The sequence below is a fragment of the Pseudomonas sp. NFACC32-1 genome, from assembly GCF_900101215.1.
Taxonomy (GTDB): Bacteria; Pseudomonadota; Gammaproteobacteria; order Pseudomonadales; family Pseudomonadaceae; genus Aquipseudomonas.
Window position 1 is genome coordinate 304,355 of the sequence record NZ_FMUL01000005.1, and the last position, 26,519, is coordinate 330,873.

At 61.7% G+C, this 26,519-nt stretch carries 29 protein-coding genes; 11 read left to right on the plus strand and 18 right to left on the minus strand.

The annotated features are described in order from the left end of the window. Positions 1 to 184 precede the first annotated feature (184 nt). From BLP99_RS11330 to rloA, 3 genes are read right to left on the minus strand one after another with little or no spacing between them, the layout of a single operon-like run. Positions 185 to 1,171 carry an alpha-L-glutamate ligase-like protein gene (locus BLP99_RS11330; RefSeq protein ID WP_072393172.1) on the minus strand — a complete coding sequence of 329 codons (987 nt, stop codon included), beginning with the start codon at positions 1,169 to 1,171 and terminating at the stop codon, positions 185 to 187. Then, positions 1,171 to 2,703, minus strand: coding sequence for an osmotic stress tolerance membrane protein RloB (rloB, locus tag BLP99_RS11335; RefSeq protein WP_072393169.1), 1,533 nt, complete (start codon positions 2,701 to 2,703; stop codon positions 1,171 to 1,173). The genes BLP99_RS11330 and rloB overlap by 1 nt, the downstream gene beginning before the upstream one ends. A 5-nt stretch (positions 2,704 to 2,708) precedes the next feature. Further along, positions 2,709 to 3,245 carry a retropepsin-like aspartic peptidase RloA gene (gene rloA / locus BLP99_RS11340; protein ID WP_072393166.1) on the minus strand — a complete coding sequence of 179 codons (537 nt, stop codon included), beginning with the start codon at positions 3,243 to 3,245 and terminating at the stop codon, positions 2,709 to 2,711. Between the two features lie 281 nt (positions 3,246 to 3,526). Between rloA and BLP99_RS11345 the strand changes: the two genes are divergently transcribed. The 5 genes from BLP99_RS11345 to prpF all read left to right on the plus strand — a co-directional run bounded on the left by BLP99_RS11345 (position 3,527) and on the right by prpF (position 10,358). After that, positions 3,527 to 4,240, plus strand: coding sequence for a GntR family transcriptional regulator (locus BLP99_RS11345; protein ID WP_072459198.1), 714 nt, complete (start codon positions 3,527 to 3,529; stop codon positions 4,238 to 4,240). After that, entirely contained in the window at positions 4,237 to 5,127 is an 891-nt protein-coding gene (gene prpB / locus BLP99_RS11350) for a methylisocitrate lyase (RefSeq protein WP_072431840.1), read from the plus strand. Before BLP99_RS11345 ends, prpB begins: the two co-directional genes overlap by 4 nt. Positions 5,128 to 5,185: 58 nt before the next feature. Next, positions 5,186 to 6,313, plus strand: coding sequence for a bifunctional 2-methylcitrate synthase/citrate synthase (gene prpC, locus BLP99_RS11355; protein ID WP_092180333.1), 1,128 nt, complete (start codon positions 5,186 to 5,188; stop codon positions 6,311 to 6,313). Positions 6,314 to 6,503: 190 nt separating this feature from the next. Next, positions 6,504 to 9,095 carry a Fe/S-dependent 2-methylisocitrate dehydratase AcnD gene (gene acnD / locus BLP99_RS11360; protein WP_072431842.1) on the plus strand — a complete coding sequence of 864 codons (2,592 nt, stop codon included), beginning with the start codon at positions 6,504 to 6,506 and terminating at the stop codon, positions 9,093 to 9,095. 69 nt (positions 9,096 to 9,164) lie between these two features. After that, complete coding sequence (gene prpF / locus BLP99_RS11365; protein WP_072431843.1) at positions 9,165 to 10,358, plus strand: 2-methylaconitate cis-trans isomerase PrpF; 1,194 nt, start codon at positions 9,165 to 9,167, stop codon at positions 10,356 to 10,358. A gap of 112 nt (positions 10,359 to 10,470) precedes the next feature. On the opposite strand, the gene BLP99_RS11370 is transcribed toward prpF, so the two are convergent. The 10 genes from BLP99_RS11370 to soxR form a co-directional block, all read right to left on the minus strand. Next, positions 10,471 to 11,364, minus strand: coding sequence for a metal ABC transporter solute-binding protein, Zn/Mn family (locus BLP99_RS11370; protein ID WP_092180335.1), 894 nt, complete (start codon positions 11,362 to 11,364; stop codon positions 10,471 to 10,473). Further along, entirely contained in the window at positions 11,365 to 12,264 is a 900-nt protein-coding gene (locus BLP99_RS11375) for a metal ABC transporter permease (RefSeq protein ID WP_072393143.1), read from the minus strand. It lies immediately after the preceding gene. After that, entirely contained in the window at positions 12,264 to 13,031 is a 768-nt protein-coding gene (locus BLP99_RS11380) for a metal ABC transporter ATP-binding protein (protein ID WP_092180337.1), read from the minus strand. Before BLP99_RS11380 ends, BLP99_RS11375 begins: the two co-directional genes overlap by 1 nt. After that, positions 13,028 to 13,957 (minus strand): metal ABC transporter solute-binding protein, Zn/Mn family, encoded by a 930-nt coding sequence (locus BLP99_RS11385; RefSeq protein ID WP_072393137.1) that lies wholly within the window; start codon positions 13,955 to 13,957, stop codon positions 13,028 to 13,030. Before BLP99_RS11385 ends, BLP99_RS11380 begins: the two co-directional genes overlap by 4 nt. Before the next feature lie 34 nt (positions 13,958 to 13,991). Continuing rightward, positions 13,992 to 14,567: a DUF6162 family protein gene (locus tag BLP99_RS11390; RefSeq protein ID WP_092180339.1), complete on the minus strand. Its 576-nt coding sequence runs from the start codon at positions 14,565 to 14,567 to the stop codon at positions 13,992 to 13,994. Beyond that, positions 14,564 to 14,890, minus strand: a complete 327-nt coding sequence (locus BLP99_RS11395) for a hypothetical protein (protein WP_072431846.1) — start codon at positions 14,888 to 14,890, stop codon at positions 14,564 to 14,566. Before BLP99_RS11395 ends, BLP99_RS11390 begins: the two co-directional genes overlap by 4 nt. Then, positions 14,887 to 15,432: a thiamine pyrophosphate-binding protein gene (locus tag BLP99_RS11400; protein ID WP_072393128.1), complete on the minus strand. Its 546-nt coding sequence runs from the start codon at positions 15,430 to 15,432 to the stop codon at positions 14,887 to 14,889. The genes BLP99_RS11395 and BLP99_RS11400 overlap by 4 nt, the downstream gene beginning before the upstream one ends. Further along, entirely contained in the window at positions 15,429 to 16,643 is a 1,215-nt protein-coding gene (locus BLP99_RS11405; protein WP_092180341.1) for a PepSY-associated TM helix domain-containing protein, read from the minus strand. The genes BLP99_RS11400 and BLP99_RS11405 overlap by 4 nt, the downstream gene beginning before the upstream one ends. Positions 16,644 to 16,937: 294 nt before the next feature. Beyond that, on the minus strand, positions 16,938 to 17,396 hold the full coding sequence (locus BLP99_RS11410) for a VOC family protein (protein WP_092180343.1): 459 nt from the start codon (positions 17,394 to 17,396) through the stop codon (positions 16,938 to 16,940). 102 nt (positions 17,397 to 17,498) lie between these two features. Next, positions 17,499 to 17,951: a redox-sensitive transcriptional activator SoxR gene (gene soxR / locus BLP99_RS11415; protein WP_072459208.1), complete on the minus strand. Its 453-nt coding sequence runs from the start codon at positions 17,949 to 17,951 to the stop codon at positions 17,499 to 17,501. Between the two features lie 93 nt (positions 17,952 to 18,044). Here soxR and BLP99_RS11420 point away from each other — a divergent pair, with 93 nt between their 5' ends. From BLP99_RS11420 to BLP99_RS11440, 5 genes are all read left to right on the plus strand, one after another. Further along, positions 18,045 to 18,410 carry an antibiotic biosynthesis monooxygenase gene (locus tag BLP99_RS11420; protein WP_072393118.1) on the plus strand — a complete coding sequence of 122 codons (366 nt, stop codon included), beginning with the start codon at positions 18,045 to 18,047 and terminating at the stop codon, positions 18,408 to 18,410. A 113-nt stretch (positions 18,411 to 18,523) separates the two neighbouring features. Then, the gene (locus BLP99_RS11425; protein WP_072393115.1) at positions 18,524 to 18,793 is read left to right on the plus strand and encodes a hypothetical protein; all 270 of its coding nucleotides are present in this window, start codon (positions 18,524 to 18,526) and stop codon (positions 18,791 to 18,793) included. A 95-nt stretch (positions 18,794 to 18,888) separates the two neighbouring features. Next, the gene (locus tag BLP99_RS11430; protein WP_072393113.1) at positions 18,889 to 19,503 is read left to right on the plus strand and encodes a LysE family translocator; all 615 of its coding nucleotides are present in this window, start codon (positions 18,889 to 18,891) and stop codon (positions 19,501 to 19,503) included. A 158-nt stretch (positions 19,504 to 19,661) separates the two neighbouring features. After that, the gene (locus BLP99_RS11435; RefSeq protein ID WP_092180345.1) at positions 19,662 to 20,828 is read left to right on the plus strand and encodes a cysteine desulfurase family protein; all 1,167 of its coding nucleotides are present in this window, start codon (positions 19,662 to 19,664) and stop codon (positions 20,826 to 20,828) included. Positions 20,829 to 20,871: 43 nt separating this feature from the next. Beyond that, positions 20,872 to 22,680 (plus strand): aminopeptidase P family protein, encoded by a 1,809-nt coding sequence (locus BLP99_RS11440; RefSeq protein ID WP_076406524.1) that lies wholly within the window; start codon positions 20,872 to 20,874, stop codon positions 22,678 to 22,680. A gap of 8 nt (positions 22,681 to 22,688) precedes the next feature. Here BLP99_RS11440 and BLP99_RS11445 read toward each other — a convergent pair whose 3' ends face one another. Then, positions 22,689 to 23,279: a 2-hydroxychromene-2-carboxylate isomerase gene (locus tag BLP99_RS11445; RefSeq protein WP_072393104.1), complete on the minus strand. Its 591-nt coding sequence runs from the start codon at positions 23,277 to 23,279 to the stop codon at positions 22,689 to 22,691. A gap of 33 nt (positions 23,280 to 23,312) precedes the next feature. Further along, on the minus strand, positions 23,313 to 24,041 hold the full coding sequence (locus BLP99_RS11450) for an SDR family oxidoreductase (RefSeq protein WP_072394096.1): 729 nt from the start codon (positions 24,039 to 24,041) through the stop codon (positions 23,313 to 23,315). 90 nt (positions 24,042 to 24,131) lie between these two features. Between BLP99_RS11450 and BLP99_RS11455 the strand changes: the two genes are divergently transcribed. Continuing rightward, a complete protein-coding gene (locus BLP99_RS11455; protein ID WP_076406529.1) occupies positions 24,132 to 24,701 on the plus strand; it encodes a TetR/AcrR family transcriptional regulator in 570 nt (189 codons plus the stop codon). 10 nt (positions 24,702 to 24,711) lie between these two features. Here BLP99_RS11455 and BLP99_RS11460 read toward each other — a convergent pair whose 3' ends face one another. The 3 genes from BLP99_RS11460 to BLP99_RS26505 all read right to left on the minus strand — a co-directional run. Beyond that, positions 24,712 to 24,993 carry a hypothetical protein gene (locus tag BLP99_RS11460; protein WP_072393098.1) on the minus strand — a complete coding sequence of 94 codons (282 nt, stop codon included), beginning with the start codon at positions 24,991 to 24,993 and terminating at the stop codon, positions 24,712 to 24,714. A 167-nt stretch (positions 24,994 to 25,160) separates the two neighbouring features. After that, positions 25,161 to 26,048 (minus strand): threonine/homoserine exporter RhtA, encoded by an 888-nt coding sequence (gene rhtA, locus BLP99_RS11465; protein ID WP_072459205.1) that lies wholly within the window; start codon positions 26,046 to 26,048, stop codon positions 25,161 to 25,163. A gap of 244 nt (positions 26,049 to 26,292) precedes the next feature. Then, on the minus strand, positions 26,293 to 26,519 hold a 227-nt coding region (locus BLP99_RS26505), incomplete at its 5' end, for a hypothetical protein (protein ID WP_218124369.1).

Below are 26,519 nucleotides of genomic sequence, written 5' to 3' on the forward strand. Positions count from 1 at the left end.
CCTGTGGCGAGGGAATTTATCCCCATTGGGTTGCGAAGCGACCCCAGACAGGTAGTGCGACCACCCTGATGTATTGGGGTGGCAGCTTTTGGGGATACCACGCAACCCAGCAGGGATAAATCCCCTCGGCACAAGTTCACAATGTCCCGGTCCAGACAATTGGCATTGTTCAGGATTAGAGGGATCAGCCCTCAACCGGCGGGATATGCCCGAACAGCTCCTGGGCAAACGCCACGCGCTCTTCCACGGTTTCCACGACGCCCCGTGCCTGGAGCTCCTCCAGGTGCGCTTCCACCGCATGGGTACGCAGGGTCAGGCCGCAGTCGTTGGCGATCTGGATGTTCAGCCCTGGTCGGGCGTTCAGTTCCAGGATCAACGGCCCTTTCTCCTGGTCCAGCACCATGTCGACGCCGATGTAGCCCAGTCCGCACAGTTCATAGCAACCGGCGGCCAGTTTCATGAAACCGTCCCAGTAGGGCAGTTGCACGCCGTCCACCGCGTTGGTGGTGTCAGGGTGTTTGGTGATGATGTTGTTCAGCCAGGTGCCGCGCAGGGTCAGGCCAGTGGCGAGGTCCACGCCGACGCCGATGGCGCCCTGGTGCAGGTTGGCCTTGCCACCGGACTGCCGGGTCGGCAGCCGTAACATGGCCATCACCGGATAACCCATCAGTACGATGATGCGAATGTCCGGCACGCCCTCGTAGCTGATGCTCTTGAAGATCTGGTCCGGGGTCACGCGGTACTCGATCAGCGCCCGGTCACGGTGCCCGCCCAGAGAATACAAGCCGGTGAGGATACTGGAAATGTGATGCTCGATTTCCTCGTGGCTGATGATCTTGCCGGACACGGTGCGGTAGCGGCCCTCGAAACGGTCGGCGATGACGATGATCCCGTCGCCGCCGGCGCCCTGGGCCGGCTTGATGACGAAGTCGGTGCGCCCGCCGATGATGCCATCGAGCTTGTCGATCTCCTTCTCGGTGGAAATGATTCCGTACAGCTCCGGCACATGGATGCCGGCGGCGATGGCCCGTTCCTTGGTGATGATCTTGTCATCGACGATGGGGTACAGGCTGCGCTTGTTGTATTTGAGCACGTAGTCGGCATTGCGCCGGTTGATGCCCATGATGCCCCGGGCTTCCAGGGCCTTCCAGGTTTTCCAGAGGCCGAACATTACGAGTCAGCCTTGACGAAGGCCTTGAACCGTACCAGCTCGGTCAGGCGGTAGCCGCGGTAGCGACCCATGGCCAGCATGAAGCCCACCAGGATCAGCAGGATGGCCGGGAAGGTGAACACGAAGTAGACCAGTTCCGGCACGCTCATGATCAGGTGCGCCAGGGACGCGGCGAACAGCGTGCCGATGGCCACCTTCATGGCATGGCCGGCGCCGCGCTCTTCCCAGGTGATGGACAGGCGTTCGATGGTCATGGTCAGGATCACCATCGGGAACAACGCCACCGACAGGCCGCGCTCCAGGCCCAGCTTATGGCTGAGCAGGCTGATGGCGGCGATCAGCACCACCACGAATGTCAAGACCACCGAGAGTCTTGGCAGCATCTGCAGCTTGAGGTGCTCCAGGTACGAGCGCAGCGACAGGCCCAGGGTGGTGATCACCGTGAACAGGATGATCCCGAAGCCCAGTTGGGTTTCACGGAAGGCCAGTGCGATCAGCACCGGGGTGAAGGTGCCGAGGGTCTGCAGGCCGATCAGGTTGCGCAGCACGAGGATCACCAGCACGCCGATCGGGATCATGACCATGATCATGAAGGTCTGCTGGGTCTGCAGGGGCAGGCCGTAGAGCGAGTATTCGAGGAAGTTGGCGTCGGTGTTCTCGTCCGTCAGCTTGGCCAGGCGAATGGCGTTCATTTCGCTGTTGTTCATGCTGAACGTGACGGTGGCTTTCTTGCCGCCATCGACGGTGATCAGGTTTTCATCGCCAGTCCACCACAGCAGGCGGTCGGTGGGCAGCCCCTGCTCGCCGGTGTCCGGGTTGAAGTACAGCCAGTCGGTGCCGTTGAAACTGCGCAGCCACAGTTCGGGCGTCTGCGGCTGGTCGGCCACCAGGCGGATGGTGTGGACCTTTTCCACCGGCACATGGGCGATGGACAGCACCAGCTCGACGATCCTTGCCTTGTTGCCCGAGGAGACGTCGCCGGCCAGCAGCAGCTTGACGTTGTCGTCGTTGAGGTTGTTGACCCGCTTGATGGCTTCGCTGATGAAGGTCTCGACGTCGGCAGAGTGCTGGCGGATCGGCGCGAGCAGTGCTTCGGCGGCGATCTTCTCCGGGCCTTCGACGGCGATGCTGTCGCGGAAGGTCGGGCCCTTGACCTTGGTTTTCTCGGCGCTGTAGCGCTTGGTCAGCACCAGGCGGTAATACAGGGTCTGGTTGCCCTTGGCCCGGCGGGCCGACCAGGTCACCTTGCGGTTACCGTCGATCCGGTTCACCGCCACGCCATAGTTGTTGGAAATGAAGCTCTCGTTGAGGCTCACATAGTCGCGGCTCAGCGGCGGCACGAACATCTGGACCTTCACCGGATCCTTGGCGTTGGGCACGAACTCGACCTTGGCGTCGATGTTCCACAGGTCGTCGGTGGCATCTTCGGTCACCGGGATGCCGAGCACGAAAATCTGATAGGCCGTCACCGACAGGCCCAGCACCACCAGGATGGCGATCAGCATTTTCAGATGGAGGGTAAGGGAGCGCATTGGGATTACTCTGCGGTTTGAGCGGCATTGGCGCAGGCGGGTTTGCCGGCAGCGTATTTGAGACTGGGGTCGACCAGCGCGTCGAAGCGTTTGAGCGCCTCGGAGCCGATCAGCAACGGGTATTGGAATGCACTGCGGTCGGTCAGGTTCACTTCGATGCTGCGCAGGGCCGAGCCCATGCAGATATCCAGTTCGATGACCGGCCGGGCCGTGTATTTCTTGCCTTCCTCCGGGTCGTAGTCACCGGCGCGGCGCTTGATCTTGCTGACCCGGGCCAGCGGGCGTTCGATAGGGTGCGAATGGGCCGCGTCGATGGCGAGGTAAAAGCGGACCCAGGATTCGCCGTTGCGCTTGAAGCGCTTGATGTCTCGGGCGCTGAGGGACGCGGTCTTGGCCCCCGTGTCCAGCTTGGCGGCGACTTCCAGGTCGATGCCCTGGAGCGCCGCATATTCGTTCAGGCCGTACACGGTCTTTTCACCCGCCGCGGCAAAGCCAGGCAGGCAAATGAAACACAGGACAGCGGAGAAGGGCTTGAATGTCATAGATCCTGGTGCGCAGCGGTCCGTTTATCGGTTCAGGCCCTGGCATTACTGCACAAGCTCCCTGGCGGCCTTCTTTAATAAGAAGAGAGTGGCGAATAGCGGCGGCATTCTAGCACGGTGGTTTTCTGACGCCACCGCTGGCAGGACGCTACGAGCCCGCCCAGCGGCCGGTTATGGCAAGGCACCTTGTTAGACGATTGTCGACAATATATATATTTTCTTTGACCTTTATCCTGCTCTTGGCTATTTTTCGGCGTATTGATTTTCAAGGTGTCGACAATATGCTCGATCAGCTCGAAACCCCGGTCGTCGCCCAGGACGACTCGGAAACCCTGTCCGAGAACGTCTTCCGGCGCATCCAGGCGGCCATCGTCAAAGGTGAGATCGCCCCCGGCAGCAAGATCTCCGAGCCCGAGCTGGCCCGCACGTACGGCATCAGCCGCGGTCCCTTGCGCGAAGCGATCCATCGCCTGGAAGGCCAGCGCCTGCTGGTGCGTGTGCCTCACGTCGGTGCCCGAGTGGTGTCCTTGAACCATGCCGAACTGCTGGAGCTCTACGAAATACGAGAGTCCCTGGAGGGCATGGCCTGCCGCCTGGCGGCCGAACGCATGACCCTGGAAGAGATCGACGAATTGCGCCGCGTACTGGAAACCCATGAGCGCGACGCGGCGTTCCAGGCCGGTGTCGGCTACTACCAGCAGGAAGGGGATTTCGACTTCCACTACCGGATCATCCAGGGCAGCGGCAACCGCACCCTCACGCAGATGCTCTGCGGCGAGCTGTACCAGTTGGTGCGCATGTACCGCATCCAGTTTTCCACCACCCCCAATCGTCCGCGCCAGGCCTTTGCCGAGCACCACCGGATACTCGATGCCATCGCCGACCGTGACGGCGAGCTGGCTGAATTATTGATGCGACGGCACATCGGCGCATCCAAACGCAACATCGCGCGTCATTACCAGGACAGCGCCGCCACTGAACGAGGTGAGTCATGAGTTCCAGCAAGAGCACGCCAGGCCAGCGTTTTCGCGAGGCGGTCGCCACCGAGCACCCGCTGCAAGTGGTGGGTACCATCAACGCCAACCATGCGCTGCTGGCCAAACGCGCCGGTTTCAAGGCCATCTACCTGTCTGGTGGCGGCGTGGCCGCAGGTTCCCTCGGCGTGCCGGACCTGGGCATCACCGGCCTGGATGACGTGCTGACCGATGTGCGTCGGATCACCGATGTCTGCGACCTGCCGCTGCTGGTGGATGTGGACACCGGTTTTGGTTCCTCGGCGTTCAACGTGGCCCGTACCGTCAAGTCGATGATCAAGTTCGGCGCGGCGGCGATCCACATCGAAGACCAGGTGGGAGCCAAGCGCTGCGGCCATCGTCCGAACAAGGAGATCGTCTCGCAGCAGGAAATGGTCGACCGCATCAAGGCCGCGGTGGATGCCCGCACCGACGACAGTTTCGTGATCATGGCCCGCACCGACGCCCTTGCGGTGGAAGGGCTGGAGTCGGCCCTCGATCGAGCTGCCGCCTGCATCGAGGCCGGGGCCGACATGGTCTTTCCCGAAGCCATCACCGAACTTGAAATGTACAAGCTGTTCGCCAGCCGCGTGAAAGCGCCGATCCTGGCGAACATCACCGAATTCGGCGCGACACCGCTGTACACCACCGAGCAACTGGCCGGCGCCGACGTCTCCCTGGTGCTGTACCCGCTGTCGGCCTTCCGCGCCATGAACAAGGCGGCCGAGAACGTCTACACCGCGATCCGCCGAGACGGCACGCAGCAGAACGTCATCGATACCATGCAGACACGCATGGAGCTTTACGATCGTATCGACTACCACACCTTCGAGCAGAAGCTCGATGCGTTGTTCGCTGCGAAGAAGTAAGGCGCCCATTCCCTGCAACTTGCCGATTCCCTACAAATTCAAAAATTGGAGAAAGCAAATGGCCGAAGCAAAAGTACTCAGTGGCGCCGGGCTCCGTGGCCAGGTGGCCGGGCAAACCGCATTGTCCACCGTGGGCCAGTCGGGCGCCGGCCTGACCTATCGTGGCTATGACGTGCGCGACCTGGCGGCCGATGCGCAATTCGAAGAGGTGGCCTACCTGCTGCTTTATGGCGAACTGCCGACCCAGCCCCAGCTGGATGCCTATATCAGCAAGCTGCGCCAGTTGCGGGACTTGCCCCAGGCCTTGAAGGAAGTGCTGGAGCGTATTCCCGCCGACACTCATCCGATGGATGTGATGCGCACCGGCTGTTCGTTCCTGGGCAACCTGGAGCCGGAGAAGGATTTCTCCGAGCAGCATGACAAGACTGACCGCCTGCTGGCCGCGTTCCCGGCGATCATGTGCTACTGGTATCGCTTCAGCCATGAAGGCCAGCGCATCGAATGCGTGACCGACGAAACCTCCATCGGTGGCCATTTCCTGCACCTGCTGCATGGTCGCAAGCCGAGCGAGTTGCACGTCAAGGTGATGAACGTGTCGCTGATCCTGTACGCCGAGCATGAGTTCAACGCCTCGACCTTCACCGCCCGGGTGTGCGCCTCCACGCTCTCGGACCTGTTTTCCTGCATCACGGCAGCTATCGGCTCGCTGCGCGGCCCGCTGCATGGCGGCGCGAATGAAGCGGCAATGGAAATGATCGAGCGCTTCCAGTCGCCGGAGGAGGCGATCAAGGGCACCCTGGCGATGCTCGAGCGCAAGGACAAGATCATGGGCTTTGGCCACGCCATCTATAAGGACAACGATCCGCGCAACGAGGTCATCAAGGGCTGGTCCAGAAAACTTGCCGATGAGGTGGGCGACACAGTGCTGTTCCCGGTTTCCGAAGCCATCGACAAGACCATGTGGGAACAGAAGAAGCTGTTTCCCAACGCCGATTTCTACCACGCTTCGGCTTATCACTTCATGGGCATCCCCACCAAGCTGTTCACGCCGATCTTCGTCTGCTCGCGCCTGACCGGCTGGGCCGCCCACGTATTCGAACAACGCGCCAACAACCGCATCATCCGCCCGAGCGCCGAATACACCGGCGTCGAACAGCGCAAGTTCGTGCCAATCGAACAACGCTGAGCTGGAGGGTTTTAGCCACCGGAACTGAATGACCCCGAAACCCTGTGGAAGCGAGCTTGTTCGCGATTGCGCACTGACATTCAACGTCGATATGCACCGCTATCGCAAGCAAGCTCGCTCCCAGTGGCCGGAGGGTGACTTCAAATCCTTCGCCAACCCCTTCTGAAACCACCGTGACCGAGTCCTGACGATGAACACAGAATTTCGTAAACCGCTGCCCGGCACCGCCCTGGATTATTTCGACGTTCGCGCCGCGGTGGATGCCATCTGCCCTGGCGCCTACGATGGGCTGCCGTACACCGCCCGCGTGCTGGCGGAAAACCTGGTGCGTCGCTGCGAGCCGGCCACGCTGCGTGAATCGCTGCTGCAATTGATCGAGCGCAAGCGCGACCTGGACTTCCCGTGGTTTCCGGCCCGGGTGGTGTGCCATGACATCCTTGGCCAGACGGCCCTGGTGGACCTGGCCGGCCTGCGCGACGCCATCGCCCAGCAAGGCGGCGATCCGGCGCAGGTCAACCCGGTGGTGCCGACCCAACTGATCGTCGACCACTCCCTGGCGGTGGAAAGCGGCGGTGCCGATCCCCAGGCATTCGCCAAGAACCGCGCCATCGAAGACCGGCGCAACGAAGACCGTTTCCACTTTATCAACTGGACCAAGAAGGCCTTCAAGAACGTCGATGTGATTCCGCCCGGCAACGGGATCATGCACCAGATCAACCTGGAGAAAATGTCGCCGGTGATCCAGCAGCGTGACGGCGTCGCGTTCCCCGATACCTGCGTGGGCACCGACAGCCACACTCCCCATGTCGATGCGCTGGGCGTGATCGCCATCGGAGTCGGTGGGCTGGAAGCCGAAAGCGTCATGCTCGGTCGCGCCTCGTGGATGCGCCTGCCGGAAATCGTCGGCGTCGAGCTGACCGGCAAGCTGCAACCGGGCATCACCGCCACCGACATGGTGCTGGCGCTGACCGAATTCCTGCGCAAGCAGAAAGTCGTTGGTGCCTGGCTGGAGTTTTTCGGTGAAGGCGCCAGCGCCTTGACCCTGGGCGACCGTGCGACCATTTCCAACATGGCGCCGGAATATGGCGCCACGGCGGCCATGTTCTATATCGACCAGCAGACCATCGATTACCTGAAGCTCACCGGACGCGAAGACACGCAGGTGCAGTTGGTGGAAACCTATGCCAGGCACGTGGGGCTATGGGCCGATAGCCTCAAGGGCGCGCAATACGAGCGTGGCCTGACCTTCGACCTGTCCTCGGTGGTGCGCAACATGGCCGGTCCGAGCAATCCGCACGCCCGCGTCGCGGTGTCGGACCTGGCCGCCAAAGGCATCGCCGGGCAATGGACCGAAGTGCCGGGGCAGATGCCCGACGGTGCTGTGATCATCGCCGCCATCACCAGTTGCACCAATACCAGCAACCCACGCAACGTCATCGCAGCCGGTCTGCTGGCGCGCAATGCCAATCGCCTGGGCCTGACCCGCAAGCCATGGGTCAAGTCGTCCCTGGCGCCCGGCTCGAAGACCGTGGCGCTGTACCTGGACGAAGCCGGCCTCACCCCTGAACTCGAAAAGCTGGGCTTTGGCGTGGTGGCGTTCGCCTGCACCACCTGCAACGGTATGTCCGGCGCGCTGGATCCGGCGATCCAGCAGGAAATCATCGACCGCGACCTGTATGCCACCGCAGTCCTGTCGGGTAACCGCAACTTCGATGGGCGAATCCATCCGTATGCCAAGCAGGCTTTTCTCGCCTCGCCGCCGCTGGTGGTGGCCTACGCCATCGCCGGGACCATCCGCTTCGACATCGAGAAGGATGTGCTGGGTGTGGTGGACGGTCGGGAAATCCGTCTCAAGGACATCTGGCCGAGCGACGAGGAAGTCGATGCCGTGGTCAAGGCCTCGGTGAAACCGGAGCAGTTCCGCCAGGTGTACATCCCGATGTTTGCCATCCAGGAAGACACCGGGCCGAAAGTGACGCCGCTGTACGACTGGCGTCCACAAAGCACCTACATCCGCCGTCCGCCCTACTGGGAAGGGGCACTGGCCGGCGCGCGGCCGCTCAAGGGCATGCGCCCTTTGGCGGTGCTGCCGGACAACATCACCACCGATCACCTGTCGCCGTCCAACGCCATCATGGCGGACAGTGCGGCCGGGGAATACCTGGCCAAGATGGGCCTGCCCGAAGAGGACTTCAACTCCTACGCAACCCACAGGGGCGACCACCTGACCGCGCAACGCGCCACCTTCGCCAACCCGAAACTGTTCAACGAAATGGTCCAGGAAAATGGCAAGGTCAAGCAGGGCTCCCTGGCCCGGGTGGAGCCGGAAGGCAAGGTCATGCGCATGTGGGAAGCCATCGAGACCTACATGGGACGCAAGCAGCCGTTGATCATCATCGCCGGTGCCGACTACGGCCAGGGTTCGTCCCGGGACTGGGCGGCCAAGGGGGTGCGCCTGGCCGGTGTCGAAGCGATCGTCGCCGAAGGGTTCGAGCGCATTCACCGCACCAACCTGGTGGGCATGGGCGTATTGCCGCTGGAGTTCAAGCCGGGCACCAACCGCAAGACCCTGGGCATCGATGGCAGTGAAATCTATGACGTGATCGGCGAGCGCACACCTCGGGCGACCTTGACCCTGGTGATCACCCGCAAGAACGGTGAGCGCCTCGAAGTGCCGGTGACCTGCCGCCTCGATACCGCTGAAGAAGTGTCGATCTATGAAGCCGGGGGCGTGCTGCAACGCTTTGCCCAGGACTTCCTTGAATCGGCGGTTGCCGTTTGAGTCTGCTGCGCGGGTGTGGGATTCGAGACCCCTTGCCCGCGGGCTTCAACATTCAGGAGTAGGCGCATCATGGCTCACGCCCCCCAAATCAGAATTCCCGCTACCTATATGCGTGGCGGCACCAGCAAAGGCGTGTTCTTCAGCCTGCAGGACCTGCCCGAAGCCGCCCGTGTCCCGGGTGCCGCCCGGGACGCCTTGCTGCTGCGGGTGATCGGCAGTCCCGATCCGTACGAAAAGCAGATCGACGGCATGGGCGGCGCGACGTCCAGTACCAGCAAGACCGTGATCCTGTCCAAGAGCACCCGGGCCGACCATGACGTCGATTACCTGTTCGGCCAGGTGTCCATCGACAAGCCGTTCGTGGACTGGAGCGGCAACTGCGGCAACCTGTCGGCGGCGGTGGGGTCATTCGCCATCGGCAGCGGCCTGGTGGATGCCGCTCGCCTGCCGGAGAACGGCGTGGCGGTGGTGCGGATCTGGCAGGCCAATATCGGCAAGACCATCATTGCCCATGTGCCGATCACCGATGGCGCGGTGCAGGAAACCGGCGATTTCGAACTCGACGGCGTGACCTTTCCGGCAGCCGAGGTGCAATTGGAATTCATGGAGCCGGCGGCCGAGGAAGAGGGGGGAGGAGGATCGATGTTTCCCACCGGCAACCTGGTGGACGACCTGCAAGTGCCTGGTGTCGGTACGCTCAAGGCAACCCTGATCAACGCCGGCATCCCGACGATCTTCATCAACGCCCGAGACGTCGGTTACACCGGTACCGAACTGCAAGGCGCCATCAATGGCGATCCCAAGGCCCTGGCCATGTTCGAAACCATTCGTGCCCACGGTGCCTTGCGCATGGGCCTGATCAAGCACCTGGACGAAGCCGCCCAGCGTCAGCACACGCCGAAAGTAGCGTTTGTCGCGCCGCCAGCGGATTACCTGTCCTCCAGCGGAAAAGCCGTGGCGGCAGGGGATATCGACTTGCTGGTGCGGGCGTTGTCCATGGGCAAGTTGCATCACGCCATGATGGGCACTGCCGCCGTGGCCATCGGCACTGCGGCGGCTATTTCCGGCACCCTGGTGAACCTGGCCGCCGGCGGCATCGAACGCAACGCCGTGCGCTTCGGCCATCCCTCCGGCACTTTGCGCGTTGGCGCCGAGGCCAGCTTGGTGAACGGCGAATGGACCGTAAAAAAAGCCATCATGAGCCGCAGCGCGCGGGTGTTGATGGAAGGGTTCGTGCGGGTGCCGGGGGATGTTCTGAACTGAGTCGAAAAAGCTGTGGGAGCGAGCTTGCTCGCGATGGCGCTGTATCAGCCAACATGGATGTTGGATGTGTTGGCCTCTTCGCGAGCAAGCTCGCTCCCACAAGGGATGGCCGTCAGCCTTCCGTCAGCGCGGCGACGACCAGTCCCACATTACTCTCCAGCTCCGCTACCGGATCGGCGGCATCGGTGCTGAGCACCAGCAATCGGCTGCCGCCCTCGGCAATGGCTGCCTTCAGCGCATCCGAAGGCTGGCGATGATGGAGCACCAGCGCCACGTCGTTGTCCTTCAACGTCGCACTCAATTGCTTGAGGGTTTCGGCGGTCCATTCGGCATCGGGCCGGGTATCGGTGCTGATGGCGTCCAGGTTCAGCCCGCTGATCAGGTAGCCGAAATGCTCGCTCAGGCTGACCACGCTCGGGTTGTCGGCATTGGCGAGCTGTTTTTCGCTGTCGGCGCTGAGCTTGAGCAGACGCTGCTTGAGGGCCGCCAGGTTGGTATCGATCCTCGGTTTGGCCGTCGGGGCCAGTCGCACCAGATCGGCGGCGATCACATCGGCCATGCGGCCCAGGTTATGACTGGCCATCCACGGCTGGCTCGCCAGGCCGTCGGCCATTCCCGGTTGCACGGCGATACCGGGCAGGGCGCCATCCACCGGGCGCGCGGCGTCGATTTCGACGACGCGGATATTGCTGCGTCGGGCCATGGGATACAGCGGATCGTCCGGCCATAGCGAGCGCAGGCCGATCACCGCGTCGGCGTCACTGGCCAGCTTGCTCAGCGCCGCTGCGCCCCGGCCGCTGAAGTAGGCACTCTGGCGGGTGCCGGGCAGGTTGGCGGGGGCGGCTCGCTCCAGGCTGACATCGGTGCCCTTGAGCAAGGCCTCGCTCAATCCATAGGTAACTGGCAGAGATGCCAGCAGACGAACCTTTTCGCTGGCGAATGACGAGGTGGCGGCCACGCCGCACAACGCGAAGGCCAGGGTCAGTTGTCGCAATGAAAAAACCATTTATCCAAGATTCCCTTTGAGGCTGGGGACGACGCCACGGGCGATGGCGCTCAGGGCGAAGGCGATGCCGGCCACCAGGATGATCGCGGCACCGGATGGGATCGGCAGGTCGAAGACAATTGGCGCAAGAATCCCGCACAAGGTACTGAGGGTCGCGATCAGTACCGAACACCAGAAGAAGCCTTTCAACGATTGGCTGAGCAAGCGTGCCGCCGCGGCGGGAATCACCAGCAACGCGCCCACCAGAATGGCCCCGATGACCTTCACTGCCGCTACGGTGATCAAGGTCACCAGGACCACGAACAGGTAATCCAGGGTCTTGACCGCCACACCGCGCACCGCCGCCAACTGCGGGTTGAAGCTGGCGAGCATGATGCGGTTGTACAGCGGCAAGGCCAGCGCCATCACCAGCGAGCCGACCACCGCCAGCACCAGCAGATCATTGCCGTTGACCGTCAGCACCGAACCGAACAGCACGTTCTCCAGGATATGCACGTTGATCTTGCCGGCCAGGATCAACAGCAGGCTGGCGCCCAGGGCCAGGGAAACCGACAGGAAGACGCCGATTAGCGTGTCGGGGGCCAGGCCGGTGCGGTTGCGCAGGTAATTGAGAAGGATGCCGAACAGCAGGCAGTAGCCGAACAGGCTGCCGTAGGGGCCGGTATAGGGTTCGCCCAGCAGAATGCCGATTGCCACGCCGGTCAGTGCGGCATGGCCCACGGCCTCGGAGAAGAACGCGAAACGCTTGACCACCACCAGCGTGCCGAGGCCGCCCAGTACCGGGCCGATCAACAGCCCGGCCAACAACGCATTGACCACGAAACCGTAGGCCAGCGCCTCGGGCAGGTAACCGGACGAGGCCCAGGCCTGCACCGTCAGACGAAAGGCTTCATAACTCATCAGGCGGCACTCCCGTTGCTGTGTGGATGAGGGGCGCGCGGATGCGTGGAAAACAGTGACAGCAACCGTTCCGGCGTCAAGGCCTGGCGCGGCGGGCCGTCGAACAGTACCCGGCGATTCAATCCGGTGACACGGTCGGCCAGACGCCCGACGGCTTCCAGGTCATGTTCGATCCACAGCACGGTGATACCTGCCTGGCGCCAGTCCTGCAGCAACCGCTCGAAAACCTGGATGCCAGCCTCGTCCAGGGCCGACATCGGCTCGTCCAGCACCAGCAATTGCGGCGAAGGAATCAACCCTTGGGCCAGCAACACCCGCTGGCGCTCGCCGCCGGACAGCGCGCCCATGCGGCGCTTGCGTTTGTCTTGCATGCCGACCCGCTCCAGGGCCTGGCCGATGGCGTCGGTGTAATGCTTGCTCAAGCCGAGAAAGGCGGGCTTGCGCTGACACATCGCCGCCATGAAGTCATCCACGGTCATGGGCAGGCCCCGATCGAACTCCAGCGCCTGGGGCACATAGCCGATGACGCCGGGTTCGCCTGGCCATTGCAGGCTCAGCTGTCCCTGGTGGGGCATCTGCCCGAGCAGGGTCTTGATCAATGAGCTCTTGCCGCCGCCGTTGGGGCCGACCAGGGCGTGGACGCTGCCGGCCTGCACCTGGAAAGCCACGCCGTCGAGAATGAGCGTGCGGCCCAGGTTCAGGCTGACGTCGGCGAATTCGACCAGGGGTCCGACGCGTTGCAGGGTGAGGGTTTCCTGGACGGTCATGCGCCGGACTCCTGGATTGCCCGGACCACGGTGTCGAGGTTGCCGGCCATCTCCTTTTCATATTTCTCGGCGCTGTATTCACCGTAGGAAATGTGCGAAAGCGGATACAGCTTCACTCCGGATTCACGTTGGATGGTGTCGACATAGGTGGACGGGAAATCCATCTCCGAGAAGATCACCTTCACGTCCAGCTCCCGGAGTTGATCGATGGTTTTCTTCAACTGGCTGGGGCTCGGTTCGATGCCATGTGCCGGCTCCACCACGGCGGTCACTTCCAGGCCGAATTCACGCAGCAGGTAGTCGTAGGCGGCATGTACCGTGGCGACCCGCAGTTCGGCGTTGGGTGCCTGGGTCAGCTTCGCCAGGGCGGCGGCACGCATCTGCCGCAGGCGCTTGCCATAGGCACGGGCGTTCTGGGTGTAGGCCTGGGCGTTGTCCGGGTCGAGCTTGCCCAGTTCCCGGGCAATGTTGTTGACCTGGGCAATGGAGGCACTGATGGACAGGAAGGTGTGCGGGTTCACCACCTTGCCGGCTCCCCGGGCGGCTGTACCGGTGGCGGCCAGCAGGGGAACGTTCTCGTTGGCCTCGATCACTTTCACGTCCGGGGTTTCGCTGGCGGCGATCATCCGGTCGGCGAAATCGTCATGGCCGACGCCATTGAGCACGACCACATCCAGACCGCTGATGCGCTTGATGTCCTCGGCGCGTGGTTCATAGGCATGGGGATTGAAACCGGCGGGGATCAGCGGCACTACTTCAGCCTTGTCGCCGACGATGTTGGCGACGTAACTGTAGTAAGGGTGCAGGGTAATGCCGATGCGCAGGCGCTTGGCGGTTTCGGCGTTGGCCGGGGCGGTGAACAGGCAGGCCAGCAGGCCGATCAGCAGCAGGCGTAGCAAGGGCTGGCGTTGAGATGCAATAGACATGGGCGAGCGGTCTTCTCTGCAGTGAGACGTGGGGTCAGTGCCGGTGCTGGCGCGTTACGCCGGCATCGAACTGCGCGACGATCTGTTGCCAGCCCGCGGCGGACAGGGTGCTGTCGTCCAGCGCGCCGGGGGGCGCGAGCGGGGTGCCCCGGTTGAGCCAGATATCAGGGGCTGCGTCGGACGTTTCGCTGATGCGCATCAGAAACGAACCGGCAATGGAGGCATTGGCACTTGCACCGAAGTAAGCGTGGTCCTCCAACCGTTGCCAAGCGTGGCCGCCCCGGCTGACGGAACTCGCGTCCTTGGCGAAAGGGGCAAAGCCTTCATCGGCCAGGACCTGCGGACTGGGCAGCGCCTGTTGCTCCTTGCGCAGCAGGCGGATCTCATCCAGGGTCACCCGCAGGTCGGCATAGATGCCTTGTTCGGCGGCGCTGAGGTCGCGGCGGGCGTCGATCTGGTGAGCGGCGAGGTGGCTGACATCCTGGGTTTCTCCATGCAAGGCCACGACCGAACCGGCCATAAGGACGATGAACAGGCACAGCAGCAATACGTAGAGTGTTTCATGGCCCGCGCCTGCGGGGCGGATGACCTGAGTAGTGGCGTTGCTCATGGGGCCTCGATGTCGGCTTGGTCGATTTCCACCACGTGGCCAGGGCCTGCGTCGAAGAGTACGTAGAATTCGGTGTCCGGTTTCTTGAAGGTCAGTTTCGAATCGGCGCCGAGCTTGCCCGGCACCAGGATGGTTTCGTCGTAGCCGATCACGTCCAGCGTCACGCCGGGAGCGCCACTGCCGTCGGAAAAGCCGCCGGTGCACTGGATCTGCTCGGCATCGATGGCCTTGCATTCGCACATGGGGTTGTGGGCCTGGACGCCGGCGCTGAAACCGACGCACAGGAGCAGCGCCAGGCTGCGCAGAGAGGTGTTGTGGGTCATGGTTGGGTTCCGTGGGTCTTCAGCCAGGCAATGGTGGCCGGAGAAGCCTGGCTCAGGGGAATGGAGGCCTGGTGCATCGAACCGTCCCAGCCTTCGAGGGTAAGCCACAGTTCGGCGTCGGGCTGGGTCTTCTTCGGCACCGGCAACCAGGCGCCCATGCGATAGGGCGAACCGAAGAAAATCACTCCGGCGGCTCGCAGGCTGCGAGGCTTGCCGATGCGCAGGTAGGTGGCCTTGACCTGGCTGATGCAGCTTTGGCAAAGCGCGGCGTTGAATTGCTTCATATGCCCGGCCGGGCCGTCGGCACGCGGGGCTTCATCGCGAAATTCGGCCAGTCGCACGCTCCAGGGACCGACCTGGATTTCGCCGACCTCCCGTTCGCCGAGGCCGGCATCGCCCCGGAACAGGGCCGCTTCGGAAAAGTACTTGGGCATGAAGCCCAGGGGAATCAGCAGCAACAGCACGTTGAGATGGAAGCGCCATTTCTGCCAGAACAGGGCCAGGCGAGAGGGAGAGGGTGGTGCCACGGTGGTCTGGCTCACAGGTTGCCCTCCGGTGATTCACGATTGATGGACGGTTGCAGCGGGCGGACGGCCTGAGGCGCGCGCGGGGCTTTATGACTGCGCTTGAAGGCATTGGCGGTGGCCAGGGCGGTGCGTTTGGTCCAGATCAGCAGTCCGCTGAGGACCATCATGCTCAGGACCAGGCCGAAGAAAAACCAGATGAGTTTGATCCAGAGCCCGCCGAAGTCCCCGGTGTGCAACGGGCGCATCGACTCGGTGACGAACTCCAGCGCCGTGCGATCCGACAGCAACCGCGAGGCCGCCACCTCGCCTGTATAGGGATGGATCGTGGCGGTCTGGAACATCAGCGGGTACCAGCCGCGCCCACCGATCTCCAGGTGGCTGTAGGCATTGCCGGGCATGCTGATGAAGCTCGCTTCCAGGCCAGGAATCTGTTGCCGGGCGATCTCGACGGCCCGGTCCAGGCTCAGTTGCGGCGGTGGCAGGCCGTCGGTCGACAAGGGCACGCTTTCACGGGAGACGGCCGGTATTACCGGGGCGCTGGAAATGGAAATGTGGTTATCGCCCAGCACGGCCTGGATCAGGAACCAGGTGCCGGTAATGGAGATGACTGCGATGAACCAGATCGACCAGATGCCGCTGAGGCGGTGGAAATCTCCCCAGAAAATCCGTGCACCGTGGCGCAGGCGCAGGGTCGGATGGAAGAATCCTTTCCAGAACCGCTTGTAGACCACCAGCCCGGTCACCAGGGAGGCCAGCAGCGGCAGCCCCAGGAACGAGACCAGATACCAGCCCCAGCTGTAGCCGTTGGTGAACGGCACCAACCACCATCCATGCAGGGCGCGGGTGAAGGCCCTGAAGTTGAACACCGGCGCCGAGCCCTGGACGATCCCGGTGTACGGGTTGACGTAGACGGTATCGGGACGGCCGTCGGGGTAGGTCACCTTGGCCTCCAGGGCGAAATGCGACTCGTCCGGACGGGCGATGCTTAGCACCTGGGTCTGCGGCTGGGCGCGCTTGATGGCGGCGACGACCTGGTCGTAGCTGAGCCGTTGGGCATCGTCCGAGGGTCTGCTGGCGCGCATGTCCGGGTTGACCAGCCAGACGATCTCCTGGCTGACCACCGCCAGTGTGCCGGTGACGCAGACGATGAGTACAAAAAACCAGATGGGCAGCGCCAACCAGCTATGCACCAGGAACCAGAGTTTGGAGCGGGACTTCTTTGACATGGCTGAACGTCTTGATCCGATGAAAGGTTCCGTATCGCGGGCTTCGCAACAGCGTGAACCATGAAAAACAGGCCGTGGCTTTTGCCGACGCGGCCTGTTGCATCTAATTAAGACGAACGAGCAGAGGAAATCCCGAAGATAAAGATGAAAGAAAATGTTTCGCGTTTACCGAACGCGCCAGGCCTTTGCAGATGAGCCTGTGCGCGAGAGTGACGTGGCGGTTGGCAGCCTCTGTACCGTCGGACCGCAGTGCTCGCGAACAGGCCTGGGTGATTGCAGGGATGAGTTGGGAAATCAGTTTTGCTGGAACATCTCCCTGGCCCGCTGTTCGATCTGCTCCTGGGTCAAATCCTCTTTATGGGTTGCCAGGAACCACACGTGCCCATAGGGATCCTTCAGGGAACCGCTGCGGTCGCCATAGAACTGATCCCTGACTTCGCAAATCACGGTTCCACCGGCGGCGATCGCCTGGGCAAACAGGCTGTCGACGTCCTTGACGTATAGATGCAGGCCCACCGATGGCGATTGATCGGGATTGCTCAGCGGGCCCTGATCGCATGGCGTGCCGAGCATGATGGGGCTGCCGCCGATCCGCAGTTCGGCATGACCGATGCTCCCGTCGGGCATGGCCAGGCGCATGACTTCGGTGGCATTGAAGGCTTTTTTATAGAAATCGATGGCTTGCGCAGCTTCTTTGATGCCCAGGTAAGGCGTGACGCTGTGGAAGCCTTCTGGAATGGCTTTGACGCCCATGACATTTCTCCTTGTTCCCGTACGACGAAGAGGCCTTCGTCGATTTGCGCTTCACCACTATAGGGCAGCGACCTGGAGCCGACTCTTGCGCCGACGAACGTTTCAGGTCTGATCCAGCAGATGAGGGCCCGGTCCACGCTTGCCCAATACGTCCCCCTGGTTGCGCAGCGGACACGCTTGCATCGACAGGCACCCGCAGCCGATACAGCCTTCGAGCCGGTCACGCAGTGCCACCAATTGATTGATGCGTTCGTCCAGGTCGCGACTCCATTGTTGCGACAGGCGCTTCCAGTCGGCAGCCGTCGGGGCTTGGTCGGCGGGCAAGGTTTCCAGGGCCCGGCCGATTTCCGCCAGGGGGATACCCAGGCCCTGGGCCGCCTTGATCAGCGCCACGCGCCGTAACACGCCCCTGGGATAGCGTCGTTGGTTGCCCTGGTTGCGGGTACTCCTGATCAGCCCCTTTGCTTCATAGAAATGCAAGGCAGTGACCGCGACGCCGCTGCGGGCGGCCACCTGGCCTACGGTGAGCGCTTTATGGATATCGATCTGCGTCATGATCATTCACCGCTTGACCTTGAGTTAACTGGAGGTTTTACCCTGCACGCCTTCGGATCGCAAGATTCGCCCCACCTGTATCGAGGAACCGTCATGCACGTGCCTGGGAACAATCGCAGCTTTACTCAACTGATCGAATTCGACATCGAACCGCAATGGCAGCCGACATTGATCCTGGCGCTGTCGGAACGGATCGAACGCCTGGCTCGGGATCAGCAGGGGTTTCTAAGCGCCAGTATCCAGGCCAGCGAGGATGGCAGGCGTGTACTCGGCTACTTGCAGTGGCGAACCCGCGAGGCGGGCCAAGACGCGTTTCGATGCTTTGAAAGCGGTGACGAGGATTTCTGGCAATTGATTCCGGCGCACCGGGTCAGGGCGGTGACGTTCGGCTCGTTCCAGGTGGTGCGCAGCATCGAGCGCAGCCCGGACAATGCGCTGCATTGCCAATTGGTCGTCTGAGCGCAGCGACGGGATCCGAAGCGGCGATACCCACTATCGAGAGGGTTGATTTCTGCCCCGCGAGGCTGGCGGGTAGCCTTTGTTCCATCACCTCGGAACACTGGACACTCGCCATGAATCGTATCCTTGCTGTCTTGCTGTTGTCGGCCATCGCCGTATTGAGCGGTTGCGCCAGTTCCTCGCCTGAATTGCGTCCCTACACCGCCGAAGAAACCCGTGAACTGGCGCTTGAAGCCTTGAATCGCCGGGGACTGTCGTTCGATGAATATCATGCGAAAAAAGCCGAGTTGCTCGGTCCATCGCAGAAGAATTCGAGCTTCGATGACCGTGGCGAGATGAGCGCTGAGCAGACCGTACAGAAGCTGCCAGGCAGGCCAAGCTGAGCGACTGTACTGCTTGAAGTTTCACTCAACTGTCCATGGGTTTGGGTCGAAACGTCGGGTAGGGTCATTACCCGACCACCCGATGGATTCCTGCCATGACCCTTTCGCTTGATCTGCTGCTGGGCTTTGCCCTGTTTGCCCTCGTGACCTCGATCACGCCTGGCCCCAACAACACAATGTTGCTGGCTTCGGGTGTCAATTTCGGATTCAACCGCACCATTCCTCACATGCTGGGCATCACCTGCGGGTTCTTTTCCTTGGTGCTGGCGGTGGGCCTTGGCCTGGGGGCGGTGTTCCAGACTTATCCGTTGCTCTATACCGTGCTGCGCTACGCCGGCGCAGCCTACCTGCTGTACCTGGCCTGGAAAATCGCCCACTCCGGTCCGGTCTCGGACAGCCGGACGGGGGAGCAGACACCTATCAGCTATTGGGGCGCGGCGGCCTTCCAATGGGTCAACCCCAAGGCCTGGATCATGGCTATCGGCGCTATCAGTACATACACGCCGCTTCAGGGTTATTTCTTCAATGTGGTGGTGATTGCCGCGGTGTTTGCTCTGATCAACTTGCCCAGCGTGAGCCTGTGGGTGGTGTGCGGCAGTCTCTTGCGCAATCTGCTGCGTGATCGCCGCTGGTTGCGGTTGTTCAACTGGGGCATGGCCCTGTTGCTGGTTGCCTCGCTGTACCCGTTGTTGCTCGAAAGCATCGGTTGAGGGCTGAGCTTCGACCGGATGCCTGCTAAGCTCGCTGTTCAGGAGCGTTCCTACGCACTTTTAAACGAAGTCTCACTTCTTTAAGGTCTTGATCGGGTAACGCCAGTCTCGAACCCAACGAGGGCGCCCGGTCCCGGAACAGGCTCTGCGAGTTTTCCATGAATAAACGTCCTTTGTATTTCGATTATGCCGCCACTACGCCGGTGGATGAGCGGGTCATCCAGGTGATGGTTGAATGCCTGGGCTTCGACGGCAATTTCGGCAATCCGGCCTCCAGCTCCCACGCTTTCGGCCAGCAGGCCCGCCGCTCGGTGGAGCATGCGCGCCGGCAGGTGGCGCAGTTGGTGGGAGCGCAGTCGGAGCAGATCGTCTGGACTTCCGGCGCCACCGAATCCAACAATCTGGCCCTCAAGGGCGTGACCCAGGCGCGCGGGGCGTCCACGGGGCATGTCATCACCAGCCTGATCGAGCACAAGGCGGTTCTCGACACAGTCCGGCAACTGGAAGAGGGCGGCCTTGCGGTGACCCGGCTGGCGCCGGACGCCGATGGCCTGATCGACCCGCAAGCGGTGCGCGAGGCGTTGCGCGAAGACACTTTCCTGGTGTCGCTGATGCTGGTGAACAATGAGTTGGGTACCCTGAACGACGTCGCGGCCATCGGCGAGATCGTGCGTGGCCATGGCGCACTGTTTCATGTGGATGCTGCCCAGGGGGCCGGCAAGGTCAGGATCGACCTGGCCCGGTGGCCGGTGGACCTGATGTCGTTTTCCGCCCACAAGATCTATGGCCCCAAAGGTATCGGCGCGCTTTATGTCGGTGAGCGCGCACGGCCGCGTCTGTCAGCCCAGATCCATGGCGGCGGGCATGAGGGAGGTTTCCGTTCCGGCACGCTCGCAACCCATCAGATCGCAGCCATGGGCGCGGCCTTCGAACTGGCGAATCAGGCGTTCGACGATGAACTCGACAAAATCGCTCGATTGCGCAATCGTTTGCTCGAACCGCTGCTGGCCCTGCCGGGTGTGCGAGTCAATGGCAGTGCGACCCAGCGAATTGCGCATACGCTGAGCCTGACTTTCAATGACGGTGAATTCGACCCGACTGCATTGGGGGCTTCGCTTGCTTTTTCCGCCACGTCTGCCTGCAATTCGGCGAACAATACGCCATCCCACGTACTGCTGGCCTTGGGGCTCGATGCGCGTGCGGCCGAGCGCACCATCCGCTTGAGCCTGGGACGCTTCACCCGTGAGCAGGATATCGACGAGGCGGTACGGTTGATCAAGGCGGCCTGCGCCGCTGCGCCAGCATTCTGGGCCACCACTTCATAAGCCGGACGTCCGGCGCGAACAATAATGATGAACAGGAGAAACGATGAGTACCGAGCCTTTGACCCACGGACTGGTTCCCCAACGCCTGGCCCGAATCCGTGAGCTGATGAGCCGTGAAGGCATCCATTCGCTGCTGGTGCCGTCGGCCGATCCGCATCTTTCGGAGTACCTGCCAGGTTACTGGCAAGGTCGGCAATGGCTGTCGGGGTTCCATGGCTCGGTCGGTACCTTGATCGTGACGGGGGATTTCGCCGGGGTCTGGGCCGACAGTCGTTATTGGGAGCAGGCTACCCATGAGCTGGAGGGGAGTGGGATCGAACTGGTCAAGCTCATTCCGGGCCAACCCGGTCCGTTGGACTGGCTTGCCGAACAAACCCCTGAAGGCGCGGTGGTCGCGGTCGATGGGGCGGTGATGGCCGTGGCGTCGGCGCGGACCCTGAGCGGTAAGCTTCAGGAGCGAGGCGCGCGGCTGCGCACCGATATCGATCTGCTCGACGAGGCCTGGAGCGACCGTCCGGACCTGCCCAACCAGCCGGTCTACCCGCATTTGCCCCCTCACGCGACCGTCAGTCGCGTCGAGAAGCTCGCCAAGCTGCGTGCAACCCTCAAGGAGCGTGGCGCCGACTGGCATTTCATCGCCACCCTGGACGATATCGCCTGGCTGTTCAACCTGCGTGGCGCGGATGTGTCGTTCAATCCGGTGTTCGTTTCGTTTGCCTTGATCAGCCAACAGCAGGCGACCTTGTTCGTCGCCCTGGACAAAATCGACGGTGCGTTGCGCGCGACTCTGGAGCAGGATGGCGTATCCCTGCGCGATTACAGCGAAGCGGCCAGCGCGCTCCGGGAAGTGCCGGACGGTGCGAGCCTGCTGGTCGATCCGGCCCGAGTCACGGTCGGCTTGCTGGACAATCTGCCCAGCGACGTGAAACTGGTGGAAGGGCTCAACCCCACCACGCTGGCCAAATCTCGCAAAAGCCTGGCCGATGCCGAGCACATCCGTCGGGCCATGGAGCAGGATGGCGCGGCGCTCTGTGAGTTCTTCGCCTGGCTGGAAGGTGCCTGGGGCCGAGAACGCATCACCGAGCTGACCATCGACGAACACCTGACGGCGGCGCGCAGGCGGCGTCCGGATTTCGTTTCCCTGAGCTTCAATACCATTGCCGCGTTCAACGCCAACGGTGCGATGCCTCACTACCGCGCCACGGAAGAATCCCACGCGGTCATCGAAGGCAATGGCTTGCTGTTGATCGACTCAGGCGGCCAGTACCTTGGCGGCACCACCGATATCACCCGCATGGTGCCGGTCGGGACGCCCAGCGCTGAACAGAAGCGTGACTGCACGCGCGTGCTCAAGGGCGTCATTGCCTTGTCCAGGGCTCGGTTTCCGCGGGGTATCCTGTCGCCTCTGCTGGACGCCATCGCGCGGGCGCCGATCTGGGCCGAGCAGGTGGACTACGGGCACGGTACCGGTCACGGCGTCGGATATTTTCTCAACGTCCACGAAGGTCCGCAGGTCATTGCCTACCAGGCGGCTCCCACACCACAGACGGCCATGCAGCCAGGCATGATCACATCCATCGAACCGGGAACGTATCGTCCGGGACGCTGGGGCGTACGCATCGAGAACCTGGCCATGAACCTTGAGGCGGGCAGCAGCGAGTTCGGCGAATTCCTCGAGTTCGAAACCCTGACCTTGTGCCCGATCGACACGCGTTGCCTGGAGCCATCGTTGCTGACCCAGGATGAAAAGGCCTGGTTCAACGCCTACCACGCCGAGGTGCAGCGGCGCCTGAGCCCGTTGCTGGAGGGCGACGCCCTGCAATGGTTGAACACGCGAACGATGGCAATCTGATCCACAGATCAACCGAGGGCTTCCCGGACGAAGTCCAGCCGATCCTGGCCAAAGAACAACTCTGCGCCAACGAACATGCTGGGGGCACCGAATACGCCCCTGGCAATGGCTTCTTCGGTGGTGGCCTTGAGTGCTTGCTTGATTTGTTCGTCTGCTGTCAGCGCCAGCACCTGGCCAGGGTCGAAGCCGCCTTCATCCAGCACCGTCGCCACGGTTTCCGGTTGGTTGAGATCTCGAGCATCGACCCATAGGGCCTGGAACAGACAATCGAGGAATGCCATGAAACGTTCCGGCTGGCGCATTTGCATGCCAGTCACGGCGCGCATCAATGACAGGGTGTTGATCGGGAAGTAAGGATTGAGCTTGAAGGGCACGCCATAACGCTTGGCGAAGCGCTCCAGGTCCTTGGCCATATGCGCGCCCTTGGCTGGAACGGTCACGGGCGATGCATTGCCTGTCGCCTTGAAGACACCGCCCAGCAGCATGGGGCGATAGATCAGCTCACTGCCGGTATGTGCGCAGAGCAAGGGGAGTTGGGTAAACGCCAGATAAGTCGCGGGGCTGCCAAGATCGAAGAAAAACTCTACCGATTTGCTCATGGTCACAGCTCTCTTGTTGTTATGGGGAGGGACTTACCAGCGTTCGCTCCAGGGGCGCAGGTCCAGCTCGAAGGTCCAGGCGTCACGAGGTTGGGTATGCAGGTACCAATAGTTCTCGGCGATATGTTCAGGATCGAGGATGCCGTCCTCATCCTTGGTCGCGTACTTTTCCGGGAAATTGTCGCGAATGAAGTCGGTGTCGATGGCGCCGTCCACCACTACATGGGCCACATGGATATTCAGGGGGCCCAACTCACGAGCCATGCTCTGGGCCAGCGCTCGAATGCCGTGTTTGGCACCCGCGAACGCGGCGAACCCCGAGGCGCCCCGTAGGCCTGCTGTGGCTCCGGTAAAAAGAATGGTTCCACGCTGGCGCTTGACCATGCGTTTGGCCACTTCCCGGGCGTTCAGGAAACCGGAGAAACAGGCCATTTCCCAAATCTTGAAATATTTACGGGCGGTTTCTTCGAGAATGCTGCAGGGCACGTTGGCACCGATGTTGAACACGAACGCGTCGATGGGGCCGATCTGGCTTTCGATTTGTTCGATAAGCGCGATCACATCGTCTTCCTTTCGTGCGTCACAGGCAAAGCCGTGGGCTTCGCCGCCCTGGCTGTGTATCGCCTCGATCAATGGTGCGAGTTTATCGGCGCTGCGGCGCGTGACGCAGGCGATGAACCCTTCCCGCGCGAAACGTTTGGCAATTGCGCCACCCGTGGCATCTCCCGCGCCAACAACCAGTACGACCTTCTTGTTATCCATGATCAGCCTCATTGGTAAACGATCGTTAGCTGAACGGACGTTATGCTAAGGTCGGGTATAGGTCAAGGTGAACGATCAGAGGCAGGATTCATGCGTTATTCAGCCAATCACAAAATGGAAACCCGGGAAAAGCTGCTTGCCAGCAGTGCCGTATCCGCCAAGAAATCAGGTTTTTCGACGGTGGGCGTCGATGGGCTGATGAAGGCGATCGGGCTGAGTGGAGGAGCGTTCTATAGCCACTTTTCTTCCAAGGATGAGCTTTTCAAGGCCATCGTAGAGCGGGAACTGACCCACAGCCTGGATCGTTTGAGTGGTGGTCATGTTCTGGACGCGGCCAGGTTGGAGCGTTGTCTCAAGCAGTACCTGAGCATGAGTCATGTCGAACAACCTGAAGCGGGTTGCGCACTGCCGGTGCTTGGCGCTGAAATCGCTCGTTCGGATCTACAGGTGCGGGAGACGGCTCAGACTTGGATCTGCCGTTTGCATGAGGGTTGGGCGCAGATACTGGGAAGCGATAGCCTGGCCTGGTCGATCCTGTCGCAATGCGTGGGAGCGCTGGTCGTTGCGCGCATGCTGGTGGCGCCAGAGATCCAGCGTAATGTCCTTCAGGCCAGCCAGGAGGAGATCGGCCGTCGAATGGCCGAGCAACGGATTGACTGAAGACCGTTGCTTATTTGCAGATGACGATCATGCTGCGGCTGGTATAGCCGGCTGGGTTGAGGCCGAAAGGATAGTCACCTGGTTCTTCGACCGCATCGCCCGACTTGGCGATGATTTTGTAATTCTTCGGGGCGCATGAGTTGGCGGCGCTGGCTAGGCATTGATCCCAGGACGAGGACAGGCCGGAGCAGTTGATATGCAAACCTTTCTTGCCACGCTTGACTTCACTTTTCGTGGTCGCCGCGCAACCTGCGATTGCGAGCACGGCGATCAATATCAAAATTCGTTTCATTCCCGTCCTTATGCCGTCGTGCATCTGATGTCCACGTACGGCTGTGTTCGCTTGCGTTTGAAGCGTTCGTGACGTCCTGTATGAAAAAATCCATGACTGACATTGGCTTACGCGCCTAAACATGGCCTAAAAGCGCGGCAAATGCCAGAGCTTCGTGAAGTCCTGCTTCAATCCGCCGCGACGGCGGGCTTTACAGGGTTGTTCATGGTCAAGGTTGCACCCACCGATGCGAGAATGATGCACGCAATGGCGGCCCATTGAGGCAAAGAAAGGTACTCCTGGAGGAATACGAACCCCGACAAGGCCGCGACGGCGGGCTCGATACTCATCAAGGTGCCGAAAGTGCGGGCGGGCAGGCGGGTCAGGGCGACCATTTCGAGGGTGTAGGGCAGGGCTGTAGACAAGATGGCGACGCCGATGGCGACGGGTATCAGGCTTGGCGTCAGCAGCGCGGCCCCCGCATGAACGATACCGAAGGGGGCGACGAACAAGGCGGCGATCACCACGCCCAACGCGGCGGTCTGGACGCCATTGTCTGCTCCGGCCTTTTGACCGAACAGTATATAGAGCGCCCAGCAGACACCTGCTCCCAGGGCATAGCCTGCTCCTATCAGATCGATGCCCGTGCTGGTGGCTCCGGTCGGTATCAACAGGCACAGACCAACCACTGCCAAAGCGATCCAGAGGAAGTCGATTGCCCGTCTCGAGGTGTAGATAGCCACCGCCAGGGGGCCGGTGAACTCCAATGCCACGGCGATGCCCAGCGGTGTCGTGCGAACCGACATATAGAAGAGAAAATTCATACCGCCCAGCGCCATCCCATAGACGATTACGGTACGTAGGGATTGGGCCGTGAGCTTGGCGCGCCAGGGGCGCAGCAGCAACAGCATGATGAGGCTGGCAAATATCAGTCGCAGGGTCGTGGTGCCTTGAGCGCCTATGACCGGAAACATGCTTTTGGCGAGGGAGGCGCCGGACTGGATGGACGCCATGGCGATCAACAGGAGTGCAACGGGGTATAAGGTGGCTGCCAGAGGGCGATGTGGGGGAGTCATTGAAACGCGTCGTCCAGTTAAGAGTGTGGGAATAATGGATTGAGCAATATATTGCGCACTTGTTGTTGCCCCGTCCATATATAGAACTGCTTTCAGGCAGTAATCGTCGCAAGCGGATAGATAAATCAAATTAAAGGTTGACGGCAGATTCTGAGTCTCTATAATTCGCCCCACTTCCGGCGCAGTCGAAACGGAAAACTTCTTGAGATTCAATGAGTTATGAAGTTTTCGGGTGTGCAGGACTTCAAATCATCGAAGTCCGGAAGGGGTCGACAGGGTTGCAGTCAAGTCCCGTCGGCACTTCGATCTTAACGATCGAAGACGCTGGAAAAGAGGTGTTGACAGCAGCGGCTAACGCTGTAGAATTCGCCTCCCGCTGACGAGAGATCGAAAGCGCAAGTGGTTGAAGTTGCAAAGGAAACTTTGAAAACTTCTGAAAATAACCACTTGACAGATGTACGGGGCGCTGTA